Consider the following 13635-nt stretch of genomic DNA (forward strand, 5'->3'; position numbering starts at 1 on the left):
AACATCCATTAGAAAAAAGGAGACTTCCATGCCGGATTCCATCGCCGCAAAGCTGATCGACGCGCTCCATGCGGGCGCGGATGTCCCGCCAGGCTGCCGCGTCAACCACGCGCGCGGACTACTTGTGGAAGGCAGGCTCCTCGGCGTGCCCCAGGCAGCGCAATTTTGCGCTTCGTCCATGTTCAACGACGCGGAGCAGCCGCTCCTCGCCCGATTCTCAGACTCCGGCCCCGACCCGCGGATTCGCCAGGACAGTCCGCAAGCCGAACCGCGCGGCCTGGCCGTGCGCATCGGACAGGATTCCCAGTTGGTGCTCGTCGGCCACTCGATCGACGGTTTCCCCGCGCAAGACCCGCAGACGTTTCTTGCCTTCATACAGGCCTTGAACGCGCAGCGCACGGCCCCCGAAGCGCTGCAAGCCCACCTGGCGGCCAATGCGTCGGCGCAACGCTTCGGCCAACTGCAACAAGACACCCTGCCCACGGGCTACGCCTCGCGCAGCTATCACATGCTTCATTCCTACCGCCTGACTGCCGCGGATGGCCGGACGCGAACCGGCAGGCTGACGATCCGGGGCAGGAACGCCGACGGTGCGCACAAGGCCCTGACCGGTCGGAACTGTATGGACGAGGCCTTGCGCCACGCCATGGCGGCGGGCCCGGTGGCGCTGGAACTGGCGTTCACTCCGGCGCCGGAACAAGGCGCGACGGACGACCCGTCCACGGCCTGGACCGGACACGGTGGCTCGATGCTCCTGGGATACCTGATGCTGGAACGCATTGCGCCAGATCAGGACGCGCAACGCGCCCTGGTGTTCGACCCTTCCATCCTGCCTGCCGGCATCGAGTTCGCGGGCGACCCGCTACTGAAGGCGCGCTTGCGCGCCTACCGGCTGGCGGCCGAGCGGCGACTGCGCGGCATTTCCTGATCCAGGCCCGATGCCAGGCGGCTCCGGGCTGCCTCCGCCGCCTCGCGCAATGACGCCATCAACCCGTCCACCAGCGGATTGCCCGGCCGATGCTCGGGAAACACCACGCTGACCCGAAACGGAAACGAGCGCGCCAAGGGACGGATATGCAGCCCCCGGCCGACAAAATCCAGCGCCGTCAGCGGATTCACGATGGCCAGGCCCAGGCCCTGGCGCACGAAGGTGCACACCGACACGGCGGTCGTCGTCTCGACGATGGACCGCCGCAGCACCCCGGCTTCGGCGAAGGCTTCGTCGATCTGGATGCGATAGGGATCGCTGGAAGACAGGCTGACGAACGCATGCCCCTCGAAATCCGCCAGTTCCATGCGCCGTTTGCCCAAGAGCGCGTGGCCATCGGGCAGCACGCATACCTCGTCCACCTGCAGCAGCAGCTCCACGCGCGTGCCGGCCGGCGCCGCGTCGTGTTCGGTCAGGCCCAGGTCGTAGCGCTGGGCGCTCAGCCATTCCTCCAGGAAGGGGGACTCCTGCGTTTCCACCGCCAGGCTCACGCCGGGATGGCGCTCATGGAAGCGCCGGAACGCGTCCGGCAGGATGGAATGGGAAAAGACCGGCAAGGCAATCACCGACAGCTGCCCGCCCTTGTAGGCCCGCAGGCGCGCGGCGGCCGAGGCCACCCGCTCCAGGCCGGCATAGGACTGGCGGACCTCGTCGAACAGCGCCAGGCCCGGCATGGTGGGCCGCAGCCGCCCCGCCACCCGGTCGAACAGCGTGAAGCCTATGCCCTGCTCCATGCGCGCCAGCTCGCGGCTGACAGTCGGCTGGGACGAGCCCAGCAGCTCGGCCGCCTTGGTCACGCTGCCGGCGATCATGACGGCGCGGAAGACTTCGATCTGGCGGTGTGTCAGCATGGCCTGACCCATATCAGGAATGAATCGATAAAGGAAATATAAGCATTTTACTGGATGACCGAAGCCGGGCATCATGCCGCCTTGTTTTCACTTCCATCCACAAGGTTTCGCCCGCCATGGCCTTCGATCCGCGCCAACTCACCCAACTCGCCGCCGAACACGGCACGCCGCTCTGGGTGTACGACGCCGCCGTCATCCGTGAACGCATCGCGCAACTGCGCCGCTTCGACACCATCCGCTATGCGCAGAAGGCCTGCTCCAACCTGCACATCCTGCGCCTGATGCGCGCCGAGGGCGCCGTGGTGGATGCGGTCTCGCTGGGCGAGATCGAACGCAGCCTGGCCGCCGGCTTCCAGCCCCAGGGCGAACCGGAAGGCATCGTCTTCACCGCGGACCTGATCGACCACGCCACGCTGGCCGCCGTGCTCAAGCACGGCATCACGGTCAACGCGGGCTCGCTGGACATGCTGGCGCGCGTCGGCCAGGCCTCGCCCGGCCATCGCGTCTGGCTGCGCATCAACCCGGGCTTCGGCCACGGCCATAGCAACAAGACCAATACCGGCGGCCCGCAGAGCAAGCACGGCATCTGGATCGGCGACGTGGCGGCAGCCATGGCCATCGTGCGCCGCCACGGCCTGAAACTGGTCGGAATCCACATGCATATCGGCTCGGGCGTGGACTACGCCCACCTGTCCAGCGTGTGCGACGCCATGGTCGACGTGGTGGCCTCGCTGGACCACGACATCGAAGCCATTTCCGCGGGCGGCGGCCTGTCCATTCCCTACCGCGAAGGCGACGCCCGCATCGACTGCGACCACTACTTCGAACAATGGGACGCGGCGCGCCGGCGCATCGCCGAGCGCCTGGGCCACGAGATCCGCCTGGAAATCGAACCGGGCCGCTTCCTGGTCGCCGAGGCCGGCGCGCTGGTGTCTGAAGTGCATGCCATCAACCGCCGCCCGGAACGCGACTTCGCGCTGGTCGACGCCGGTTTCAACGACCTGATGCGTCCGGCCATGTACGGCAGCTACCACCAGATCTCGGTGCACGCGCCCGACGGCAGCCGGCCGCAAGGCACGGCCGAAACGCGCATTGCCGTGGCCGGCCCGCTGTGCGAATCGGGCGACGTGTTCACCCAGGATGCCGGCGGCGTCGTGTCGGACCAGTTGCTGCCGCAGCCGCGCATCGGCGATTTCCTGGTATTCCACGACGCGGGCGCCTATGGCTCGTCGATGTCCTCGAACTACAACAGCCGCCCGCTGGCGCCGGAAGTGCTGCTGGACCAGGGCAAGGCCCGCCTGATCCGCCGCCGCCAGACGGTCAGCGAGCTGCTGGCGCTGGAAGACGCCTGAGCATCATCAGGTCGGAAACGCCTCGCGCAAGGCAAAGGTCGCCTGCTTGAACACGCCCAGGTCGGTGCCCACCGCCACGAAGTGCATGCCCATGTCCAGATAGCGCCGCGCGTCCGCATGCACGGGCGCCAGGATGCCCACGGCCTTGCCCTGGGCCGACACCCGCTGGTACAGGTGGCGGATGGCCTCCTGGACTTCGGGATGGCCCGGGTTGCCGATATGGCCCAGCGCCGCGGCCAGGTCGGACGGCCCGATGAACACGCCGTCCACCCCTTCCACGGAGGCGATCTCGTCCACCGCGTCTATGCCGGGGCGGCTTTCTATCTGCAGCAGCACGCAGATGTTGTCGTTGATGGTGTGCAGGTAGTCCGGCACCGTGCCGTAGCGGTTGCTGCGCTGCGCGCCCGCCACGCCGCGCATGCCTTGCGGCGGATACCGCGTGGCGGCCACGGCCCGGCGCGCGTCCTCTTCGGATTCGATGAACGGAATCAGCAGGTTGTAGAAGCCGATATCCAGCAGCCGCTTGATCTCCACCGGATCATTCCACGACGGCCGGCCCACGGCGGCGCTGGCGCTGCCCTGCAGGGCCTGCAGCTGCTGCAGGAACATCGGCACCTCGTTGGGCGAGTGCTCGCCGTCCAGCAGCAGCCAGTCGAAATTGGCCAGCCCCACGAGCTCGGCCGTGATGTGGCTGGACATGCACATCCAGAATCCGATGAGCCGTTCGCGTGCCAGGATGCGTTGCCGGAAACGGTTGGGTAGGGGTGAGTTCATTGCCGTCTTCACTTCATAGAGAAAAATCATGTTCGGCCGGGCCTCAGGCCCGGCCCTGCATTCAATCCATCTTCGCGCCCGAAGCCTTGGCCGCCTTGCCCCACTTCGCGATCTCGTTATCCACGAACGCCGAGAACGACTTCGGGTCGTCCGCCACCACCACGAAACCCACGCTCTCCAGCTTCTGCCGGATCTCGGGCGAGGATAGCGCCTTCACCGTCGCCTGGTTCAGGCGCTGGATCACGGCGGGCGGCGTCTTGGCCGGCGCCGACAGGCCAAACCAGGACTCGGCCGAAAAACCCGGATAGCCTGATTCCGCCACCGTCGGCGTATCGGGATAGGCGGGATTGCGCTTGGCGCTGGCCACGGCCAAGGCGCGCAGCTTGCCCGAAGTGACCTGCGGCAGCAGCGTGTCTTGGTTCAGGAACATCACCTGCACGCGGCCCCCGATCATGTCGGTGATGGCGGCCGCGCCGCCCTTGTAGGGCACGTGCACCAGGTCGATCTTGGCGTCCTGCTCCAGCATTTCCATGGCCAGGTGGCCGGAGGAACCGCTGCCCGAACTCGCGTGCGTGTACTTGCCCGGGTTCTCGCGCACCAGCTTGATGAAGTCCGCGAAGGTCTTGCCCGGGAAATCGTTGTTGGCCACCAGCACATTGGGACCGGTCGCCAGCAACGACACATGCGCGAAGTCGCTGTTGCGGTACGGCATGTTCTGGTAGACCGCGTAGCTGATGGCGTTGGAGCCCACGCCCGACAGCAGCAGCGTGTAGCCGTCAGGCTCGGCCTTGGCCACCATGTCCGAGCCGATATTGCCGTTGGCCCCGCCCTTGTTCTCGACCACCACGGTCTGGCCCAGCTCCTTGGACAGCTCTGCCGCCAGCAGGCGGCCCACCGAGTCGGTGCTGCCGCCGGCCGGAAACGGCACGACCAGCTTGATCTGCTTGGCGGGCCAGGCCGCGCCCTGCGCCATCAGCGCGCCTGGCAGGATGGCCAGCGTCCCCGCGGCCGCCAGGACGGCCAGGCGTGCGCGCGCCGCCGGTTTTTTCTGTTGCATGGTTGTCTCCTCCGTGGGTTTTTTAGTATGTGCGCCCGGTGCCCGGGTCAGTGGATTTCAGGCTCGCCCGCGGCCGGAGCGCGCGTTTCGGTCTGAAGAAAATCGAAATCGCAGCCCGTGTCGGCCTGGCCGATGTGCTTGAGGTACAGCACGCCGTAGCCGCGCTCGAAACGCGGCGGCGGCGCCTGCCAGGCGGCGCGGCGCGCGGCCAGCTCTTCGTCGGACACCAGCAGTTCCAGGCGCCGCGCCGGCACATCCAGCGTGATGCGATCGCCGTCCCGCACCAGCGCCAGCGGGCCGCCCACATAGGCCTCGGGCGCCACGTGCAGCACACAGGCGCCATAGCTGGTGCCGCTCATGCGCGCATCCGAAATCCGCACCATGTCGCGCACGCCCTGCTTCAGGAGCTTCTGCGGAATCGGCAGCTGGCCCCATTCCGGCATGCCGGGCGCGCCCTGCGGCCCCGCGTTCTGCAACACGATGACGCTGTCGGCATCCACGTCCAGGTCGGGATCGTCGATGCGCGCGGCCATGTCGTTGTAGTCCTTGAAGACCACCGCGCGGCCCGTGTGCACCTGCAACTGCGCCTCCATCGCGGGCGGCTTGATCACCGCGCCGTCGGGCGCCAGGTTGCCGCGCAGCACCGCCAGCCCGTCGCGCTCGATCAGCGCCTGCGCGCGCGGCCGGATCACGTCTTCATTGAAGATGCGCGCCCCGGCGATGTTCTCGCCCAGCGTGCGGCCGTCCACCGTGCGCTGCGTCGTATCCAGCAGCTCGCCCAGCTGCACCAGCATGGCGCGCAGGCCGCCGGCGTAATAGAAGTCTTCCATCAGGTACTTGCCGGCCGGCCGCAGATTGGCCAGCACCGGCGTGGTGCGCGCCAGATGGTCGAAGCGGTCCAGGTCCAGGCCGAAGCCGCTGCGCCGCGCCATGGCGATCAGGTGCACCACCGAATTGGTCGAACCGGACAGCGCCAGCACCGTGCGCACGGCGTTGTCGAAGGACGCGGCGGTCAGCAGGTCCGACGGCTTCAGGTCTTCCCACACCATTTCCACGATGCGCTTGCCGGTCAGGCTGGCCATCTGCGCGTGGCGCGAATCCGGCGCGGGGATCGACGAAGCGCCCGACAGGCACAGGCCCAGCGCCTCGACCGCGCCCGTCATGGTGGACGCGGTGCCCATGGTCATGCAGTGGCCGGGCGAGCGGGCGATGCCGTCCTCCACGCCCTGCCAGTCTTCCTCGGTGATGTTGCCGGCGCGCAGCTCGGCCCAGTACTTCCAGGTGTCCGAGCCCGAGCCCAGCGTGTTGCCGTTCCAGTTGCCGCGCAGCATGGGGCCGGCCGGCATGAAGATGGTGGGCAGGTCCATCGACACCGCGCCCATCAGCAGCGCCGGCGTGGTCTTGTCGCAGCCGCCCATCAGCACACAGCCGTCCGCGGGGTAGGAGCGCAGCAGCTCTTCGGTCTCCATCGCCAGCAGGTTGCGATAGAGCATGGTGGTGGGTTTCTGGAAGGGTTCGGACAGGCTCATGGCGGGCATTTCCACCGGGAAGCCGCCTGCCTGCCAGATGCCGCGCTTGACCTCTTCCACGCGCTGCTTGAAGTGGCTGTGGCAGGGGTTGATGTCGCTCCAGGTGTTGATGATGGCGATGACCGGCTTGCCGGCGTAGTCCGAGCGGTGATAGCCCATCTGCGCGGTGCGCGAACGGTGGCCGAACGAGCGCAGGTCGCGCACGCCGTACCAGCGGTGGCTGCGCAGTTCCTCGGGTTTCTTGCGCTTGGTTGAATCGCTCATGTCTCTGTTCCTGTGCTCTTGGGCAAGGGTCTATAGGGAAAACGGAATCACGCCGGGTCCAGCAGATAGGGCGTGCCGGCGCGCTCGCAGATCGCGCGCAGGCGTTCGGCCAGCGCGGCGGATATGGGGATGCCCTCGCGCAGCCGGCGCGCGCGCTCGGCGGCTTCGGGTTCGCCCGCCACCAGCACCGGTTCGTCCGGGTTGGCGGGCGGCGTGTCGTGCATGGCGTCGATCATGTCATCCATGTCGGACTCGAACGAGCCCGCCGCGCGGAAGGCGTCAGGGTTCAAGGCCAGGAAGAAATGGCCGACGTCGTCGGGTTCGCCCGGGCGGCGGGTCGGCGCGCGGCGCGCGGCGAAGGCGCTGCCGCTGAGCGTGCCGCCCAGGATCTGCGCCATCATCGCCAGGCCATAGCCCTTGTGGCTGCTCATGGCGGCGGTGCCGCCCAAGGGCGTCAGGCCGCCCTCCGGATGCTTGAAGATGAATTGCATGGCGGCAGCCGCATCGGTGACCGCGCCGCCCTGCCCGTCCACGGCCCAGCCCGGCGGCAGCGGCTGGTCCAGGAAGTCGTAGACCTTGACCTTGTTGGCCGCGACGGTGGTGGTCGCCATGTCCAGCACAAAGGGCTCGTTATAGGCGGCCGGCGCGCCGAAGGCGATGGGGTTGGTGCCCAGCATGGGCATGGCGCCGCGCGTGGGCACCATGATGACGCCGTTGGCGCTGCTGGTCACCAGCCCGACCACGCCGCGCTCGACCGCGATGCGCGCATAGACGCCGGCCGCGCCGAAGTGATGCGAGTTGCAGACCGACACGGCGCCCACGCCATGCTCCAAAGCCTTGTCCACCGCCAGGTTCATGGCCTGCGCCGCCACCGGATAGCCCAGGCCACCCATGCCGTCGATCAACGCGCTGGCGCCGCCGTCGCGCAGGACCCGCGGCCTGGCGTCCAGCCGCAGCGTGCCGGCGCGCAGCTTGTCCTCGTAGGCCGGCAGCATGGAAATGCCGTGCGAATCGACGCCCAACAGGTCGGTGCGCGCCATCAGCCCGGCCGTGACGTGCGCCAGGTCCTGCGCCATGCCCCAGGCCATCAGCACCTGCAGGATCTGCTCGCGGACCTGCTCCACCGGCGCTTGCACCGCGATATTCCCTTGCACTCTGGTCTCCTGTGGTTTTGGTTTGATCGCGGCGGGCAGACGGAAGGGATCAATCGCGCTCGCGATCCACCAGCCGGTGACGGGCCTGGCCCAGATGGAACTGCATGGCGACGCGGGCGCGCTCGCTGTCCTGTTCGCGGATGGCGTCGAGGATCGCGGCGTGCTCGTCGACCACGCGCTGCGCGCGCTGGCGCGAGCCGGTGCGGGTCAGGTTCAAGGTCAGCCGCATGAAGCCGCTGATGGATTCGTGGATGCTTTCCAGCACGCCCAGATAGAAGTCGTTGCCGCTGGCTTCGGCGATGCTGGCATGGAAGGCCAGGTCGGCCTCGGCCGACACCTGGCCGCGCGCCAGGCTGTCGGCGAAGGCCGCATGCGCATCGGCGATCTTCCTGAGCTGCTCATCGGTGCGGCGCAGCGCCGCCAGGCGCGCGGCGTCACCCTCCAGCGCCACCCGGACCTCCTGGGCCCGCAGATAGGCGCTGACGTTCTGCACATCGTTGAAGGTCTTCAGGCGCGGCGCGGGCGCATGGCTGACGAAGGTACCCAGCCCCTGGTGCGCGGTGATCAGGCCGTCGGCGCGCAGGCGCAGCAGCGCTTCGCGCACCACCGGACGCGACACGCCGAAGCGTTCGGAGATCTCGTTCTCGGAAGGCAGCTTGTCGCCCACGTTCAGCCCGCCGGAGACGATCTGCTCGAAGATCTGGCCGTACAGCTGATCCGCCAGCCGCACCCGGTGCCCGCGTTCGAGCACCAGCGCGCCCGCGGCATCGTGTTCGGCGGCCGCCTGCGGCGCAGGCGCGGGTGTTGCTTTGGGTCGGGCCACGAAACCTCCTCGATGCTATGGCGCAGTCCGCGACGGCGGGACAGCGCTCATCGTACCGTCAATGCGCGGCGCCAGCGCGCTCACGCGACGGCGGCCTCCCGATCCCAGGCCGCCAGGGCGCGCGCCACCGGCGCCACGCGCTCGCGCTCGGCGACGGAGATGCCGGTCAGCAGGGGCAGCATCGGCCCCATGTCCGCCACGCCCGACAGCGTCACCGCATCGTGCAGCACGCGGATGGGGCTGATGCTGTCGCGGCAGTCTTCCAGGCCCAGGTAGTGCTGGCGCACGGCCTCGGCTTCGTCATGGCGGCCGTCGCGCAGCAAATGCAACAGGCGCATCGAGCCTCGCGGCGCCACGCAGACCGAGCCGGAAGTAAAGCTCTTCAGGCCAAAATCGCGGTAGTGCACGATGGCCGGACGCTCGCCGATGCCGCTGACGATCCAGCGCGGATCCACCGCCCGCAGCAGCGACGACAGGTAGGCGTCCTGCGACGGATCGTCGCGCACGACGGCGTACTTGAACGCCACGATGCGGCCCTCTTCGATCAGGCGCGCGGCGCTTTCCGGCGCCAGGTAGCCGGAGGACTTGATGTAGATCACCGCGGGCTTGCCCAGCGCGTCCGTGAAGCGGCGCACGCCCTCGGCCAGGCCCGCGTCCGTGTAGGGAAAGGACATGGGCAGCAGCATGGCCGTGGGAAACGCGCGCGTACGCAGGATCGCCGCCTGGTCCATCATCTTGCCGTAGTCGGGCCCCACCGAAGGCAGGATCCAGGTGTCCGCGCCCGCCAGGCCGGCCAGCATGTCGACGATGCGGGCGTATTCGCCCACGCCCACGTTGTAGAAGTTGGCGTTGCCGCCATACATCACGTTGCGCACGCCGCCCGCTTCCAGATGGCCGAGCAGGGCCTTGTTGGCCGCCTCGTTCAGGGAAAGATCGTCGTGGCGCGCCAGCGGCGGCACCGCGATGACCGAACGCTGCAAGTCCTGCGCGGTGACCGGGGAGGTTTTCATGGGCGGGGCTCCTGGCTGATCCAGCTATCGGGTGGGTAAGTTCGAAAAAGTATACTTGGTTGACAACCTCAAGCTCAATACCTATATTTGTTTTACAAGTAGTCAGGCAGCAAAACGCAGGGCGCCGCGGGGCGCCATGCGGCTTCAAAGCCTCGGGCCATGCCAGGGGCGGAATACCCCCAGAAACGATGCGCGGCCACGCGCACACCGAGGAGACGAATTCCATGCATGCAGCCCCTGCGCGAGGCCGGTCCGCCCTGGCCGTCCTTTGCAGCGCCGCCCTGGCGGCGGCGGCCTTCCTGTCGCCGGCCGCGCCGGCGCTGGCCGACTACCCCGAGCGCGACGTCAAGATCATCGTGCCCTTCCCGGCCGGCGGCACCACCGACATCGCGGCCCGCATCGTCGCCGCCGAACTCGGCAAGACCTGGAACAAGGCCGTGGTGGTGGACAACAAGGCGGGCGCCGGCGGCAACGTCGGCACGGCCGAAGCCGCCCGGGCCGCGCCGGACGGCTACACGCTGCTGATGGGCACGGTCAGCACGCATGCGATCAACCAGTCCGTCTACGCCAAGCTGCCCTACGACCCGGTCAAGGACTTCGTGCCGGTGACGCTGGTGATTCCCGTGCCCAACATCCTGGAGCTCAACCCCGCCTTTGCCGACAAGCACGGCATCCGCACGGTGGCCGACCTGATCAAGTACCTGAAGGCCAATCCGGGCAGCGTCAACATGGCATCCACCGGCAACGGCACTTCCACGCATCTGTCGGGCGAGCTGTTCCAGAACATGACGGGCACGCGCATGACCCACGTGCCCTACAAGGGCAGCAGCCCCGCGCTGACCGACGTGATGGCCGGTTCCGCCGACCTGATCTTCGACAATCTGCCGTCCTCCATGGGATTCCTCAAGAGCGGCAAGTTGCGCCCGCTGGCCGTCACCAGCGCCCAGCGCTCGCCCGCCCTGCCCGACGTGCCCACCATGGCCGAGGCCGGCGTGCAGGGCTATGACGCGTCCAGCTGGTTCGGCCTGCTGGCGCCCGCCGGCACGCCGCAGGCGGTGGTCGACAAGATCCAGCGCGACGTGGCCGCCGCCCTCAAGCTGGAGTCCGTGCGCGCCCAGCTGCAGGCGCAGGGCGCCACGCCGTCCGGCAACACGCCGGCCCAGTTCAAACAGTTCATGGCGCAGGAATCCGCCAAATGGGCGGAGGTCGTGAAGAAATCCGGCGCCAAGGTCGACTGACCCCAAGCCGATCCGGGCCCGTCCGCAACGCGTGGGCGGCGGGCTCTCCATCAGCACGCGAACCAGGAGACACCATGAACAAACTGATGAGCGCCGCGGCCGTCGCAGCCGCCGTCGCCGCAGGCGCCGTGCTGCCCGGGATGCCCGCGGCGCAGGCTGCCGGCTATCCCGACAAACCCGTGACGATGATCGTGCCCTTCGTGCCGGGCGGCTCCTCCGACATCACCGCGCGCTCGGTTACGCCGGGGCTGACGAAAATCCTGGGGCAGACCTTCGTGGTCGAGAACAAGCCGGGCGCCAACAGCGCCATCGGCGCGCAGGCGCTGGCCCGCTCCACGCCCGACGGCTACACCATGATGGTCGGCTCCATCGGCACCTTCGCCATCAACGAGGCGCTGTACAAGAACCTGTCGTACAACCCCAGCAAGGACTTCGAGTACCTGACGCAGGCCGTGCGCAATCCCAACGTGCTGGTGGCCGCGCCCGCGTTTCCGGCCAGCACCGTCGCCGAACTGATCGAGTATGCGAAGAAGAATCCGGGCAAGGTGTCCTATGCCTCGTCGGGCACGGGCTCGTCGGACCACCTGTCCGCCGTGCTGTTCCGCCAGCGCACCCAGAGCACGGGCGTGGACGTGCCCTACCGCGGCGGCGGCGCGGCCATCGCCGACCTGATCGGCGGGCAGGTCAACGTGTCGTTCCAGAACCTGGGCGCGGTCCAGACCCACATCAAGGCCGGCAAGCTCAAGGCGCTGGCCATCACCGGCGACGCCCGCGCCGCCGACCTGCCGGACGTGCCCACGCTGGCCGAAGCCGGCATCAAGGACATGGTGGTGTACTCCTGGCAAGGCTTTGCCGTGCCCAAGGGCACGCCCGCGCCCATCGTCCAGCAACTGTCCAAGGCCTTGCAGACCGCGCTGCGCGATCCCCAGACCGAGAAGACCCTGCAGGGCCTGGGATTCGAGGTAGTCGCCAACACGCCGCAGCAGTTCACGGCGTTCCAACAGGCCGAGGTCAAGCGCTGGAAGGACGTCATCCAGAAAGCCAACATCCAGCTCGAGTAAGGCCGGGATCAGGACGCGGGATGCCCCTGGCGGGCATCCTGTCAGCCTGGATCAAGGCCGGATCAAGTAGCATCAACGTTTTGCCACCCACCTGTACGACAACATGACCACCAAGCATCGCATCATCCAGGTCGGCTCGCTGGCCGGTTCCCCCTACGCCAACAAGACGCTCGCGGACCGCTACGACGTCGTCGAACTATGGAAGTACCCGGACCGCAAGGCGGCGCTGGCCGAGCACGGCAAGGGCGTCACCGCCGTCGTCACGTCCGCGACTTACGGCGCCAACGCCGAACTCATCAACGCCCTGCCCGACCTCAAGGCCATCTGCAGCTGGGGCGTGGGCTACGAGACCATCGACGTCCAGGCCGCCAAGCAGCGCGGCGTGCAGGTCAGCAATACGCCTGACGTGCTGACCGATTGCGTCGCCGACCTCGCGTGGGGCCTCCTGATCGCCGGCGCGCGCCACATGGGCCAGGGAGAACGCTTCGTGCGCGCGGGCCAGTGGGGCCAGGTGCATGGCGGCATCCCGCTGGGCCAGCGCGTCAGCGGCAAGAAGCTCGGCATCGTCGGCCTGGGCCGCATCGGCGAGGCCATCGCCCGCCGCGGCATGGGTTTCGACATGGACGTGCGCTACCACAACCGCCGCAAGCGCGATGACGTGGAATACGGCTACGAGGCCTCGCTCACCGACCTGGCCAAGTGGGCCGACTTCCTCATCGTGGCCACCGTCGGCGGCGCCAGCACGCGCCATCTGGTCAACCGCGACGTGCTGGAAGCGCTCGGCCCCACGGGCATCATCGTCAACATCGCGCGCGGCCCCGTCATCGACGAGACCGCGCTGGTCGCCGCGCTGGAAGCCGGCAAGCTGGGCTGCGCCGCGCTCGACGTGTTCGAGCACGAGCCCAAGGTGCCCGAGGCGCTGCTCAAGACCGACCGCGCCGTGCTGCTGCCGCACATCGGCAGCGCCACGCTGGAAACGCGCGTCGCCATGGAGAACCTGATGCTGGAAAACCTGCAGGCGTTCTTCGAAACCGGCCGCGTGATCACGCCGGCGGAATAAGGCCGCCCTGCGCCGCGGCCGCAGCCGCGGCGCGCCAAAGAAAAAGCCTCTCGGCGCCCATACCGAGAGGCTTTCGACTTTCCGGCCCCCGCGGGAATCGGAAGTCGTTTGCGCAAAGGAACTACCAGGCCATAAGGCCCTCAGTGCTTACTTCGCCGGTGCCGCTGCGCCGGAATGATCCGTCTTCGCGGCCCCGCCCGATTTGGCAGCCGCCGGCTTGGCGGAGGTCTTGTCGGACTTGTGATGCTTGTGCTGCGCCTGGGTCTTGGATTCCCCCGCCTTGGACGTGGCGTCGGCGCCCGCCGCAAACGCCGAAGGCGCGGCGGCAAGACCGAGGCACAGGGCCGAGGTGGAGAGGAACGCAGCAATACGGGAGTGAGTCGTCATTTCATGAACTCCTGAATGTGAAAGGCCCGCAGGCCTTTCCGACACGGGGCGGCAACATCGCCTCTAGGGCCTGTACAGCGCCCTAAC

At 68.1% G+C, this 13635-nt stretch carries 13 protein-coding genes; 5 read left to right on the forward strand and 8 right to left on the reverse strand.

The window, feature by feature from the left end:
* Positions 1-28: 28 nt before the first annotated feature.
* Entirely contained in the window at positions 29-928 is a 900-nt protein-coding gene (locus BRO63_RS19445; RefSeq protein ID WP_088141375.1) for a catalase, read from the forward strand.
* Here the strand turns inward: BRO63_RS19445 and BRO63_RS19450 are convergent.
* A complete protein-coding gene (locus BRO63_RS19450; protein ID WP_088141486.1) occupies positions 886-1839 on the reverse strand; it encodes a LysR family transcriptional regulator in 954 nt (317 codons plus the stop codon). The two genes, BRO63_RS19445 and BRO63_RS19450, sit on opposite strands and share 43 nt — an antisense overlap.
* A gap of 116 nt (positions 1840-1955) precedes the next feature.
* On the opposite strand from BRO63_RS19450, the gene lysA reads away from it, so the two are divergent.
* A complete protein-coding gene (lysA, locus tag BRO63_RS19455) occupies positions 1956-3191 on the forward strand; it encodes a diaminopimelate decarboxylase (protein WP_088141376.1) in 1236 nt (411 codons plus the stop codon).
* 6 nt (positions 3192-3197) lie between these two features.
* Here lysA and garL read toward each other — a convergent pair whose 3' ends face one another.
* The 6 genes from garL to BRO63_RS19485 all read right to left on the reverse strand — a co-directional run bounded on the left by garL (position 3198) and on the right by BRO63_RS19485 (position 9802).
* Positions 3198-3965, reverse strand: coding sequence for a 2-dehydro-3-deoxyglucarate aldolase (gene garL / locus BRO63_RS19460; RefSeq protein ID WP_041655817.1), 768 nt, complete (start codon positions 3963-3965; stop codon positions 3198-3200).
* 61 nt (positions 3966-4026) lie between these two features.
* Positions 4027-5022 carry a Bug family tripartite tricarboxylate transporter substrate binding protein gene (locus BRO63_RS19465; protein ID WP_088141377.1) on the reverse strand — a complete coding sequence of 332 codons (996 nt, stop codon included), beginning with the start codon at positions 5020-5022 and terminating at the stop codon, positions 4027-4029.
* A gap of 47 nt (positions 5023-5069) precedes the next feature.
* A complete protein-coding gene (gene araD, locus BRO63_RS19470; RefSeq protein ID WP_088141378.1) occupies positions 5070-6815 on the reverse strand; it encodes an L-arabinonate dehydratase in 1746 nt (581 codons plus the stop codon).
* 47 nt (positions 6816-6862) lie between these two features.
* Entirely contained in the window at positions 6863-7969 is a 1107-nt protein-coding gene (locus BRO63_RS19475; protein ID WP_088141379.1) for an Ldh family oxidoreductase, read from the reverse strand.
* A 49-nt stretch (positions 7970-8018) separates the two neighbouring features.
* Entirely contained in the window at positions 8019-8792 is a 774-nt protein-coding gene (locus BRO63_RS19480) for a FadR/GntR family transcriptional regulator (RefSeq protein ID WP_088141380.1), read from the reverse strand.
* A gap of 80 nt (positions 8793-8872) precedes the next feature.
* A complete protein-coding gene (locus BRO63_RS19485) occupies positions 8873-9802 on the reverse strand; it encodes a dihydrodipicolinate synthase family protein (protein ID WP_088141381.1) in 930 nt (309 codons plus the stop codon).
* Positions 9803-10026: 224 nt separating this feature from the next.
* Here BRO63_RS19485 and BRO63_RS19490 point away from each other — a divergent pair, with 224 nt between their 5' ends.
* From BRO63_RS19490 to BRO63_RS19500, 3 genes are all read left to right on the forward strand, one after another.
* Complete coding sequence (locus BRO63_RS19490) at positions 10027-11040, forward strand: Bug family tripartite tricarboxylate transporter substrate binding protein (RefSeq protein WP_088141487.1); 1014 nt, start codon at positions 10027-10029, stop codon at positions 11038-11040.
* Positions 11041-11114: 74 nt separating this feature from the next.
* The gene (locus tag BRO63_RS19495) at positions 11115-12101 is read left to right on the forward strand and encodes a Bug family tripartite tricarboxylate transporter substrate binding protein (RefSeq protein WP_088141382.1); all 987 of its coding nucleotides are present in this window, start codon (positions 11115-11117) and stop codon (positions 12099-12101) included.
* A gap of 103 nt (positions 12102-12204) precedes the next feature.
* A complete protein-coding gene (locus BRO63_RS19500; protein ID WP_088141383.1) occupies positions 12205-13161 on the forward strand; it encodes a 2-hydroxyacid dehydrogenase in 957 nt (318 codons plus the stop codon).
* A 147-nt stretch (positions 13162-13308) separates the two neighbouring features.
* Here the strand turns inward: BRO63_RS19500 and BRO63_RS19505 are convergent, their stop codons facing one another.
* Positions 13309-13548 carry a hypothetical protein gene (locus BRO63_RS19505; protein WP_088141384.1) on the reverse strand — a complete coding sequence of 80 codons (240 nt, stop codon included), beginning with the start codon at positions 13546-13548 and terminating at the stop codon, positions 13309-13311.
* Positions 13549-13635 lie beyond the last annotated feature (87 nt).

Origin of the sequence: Achromobacter xylosoxidans (assembly GCF_002192695.1) — a bacterium.
GTDB classification, from domain to species: domain Bacteria; phylum Pseudomonadota; class Gammaproteobacteria; order Burkholderiales; family Burkholderiaceae_B; genus Achromobacter; species Achromobacter xylosoxidans_C.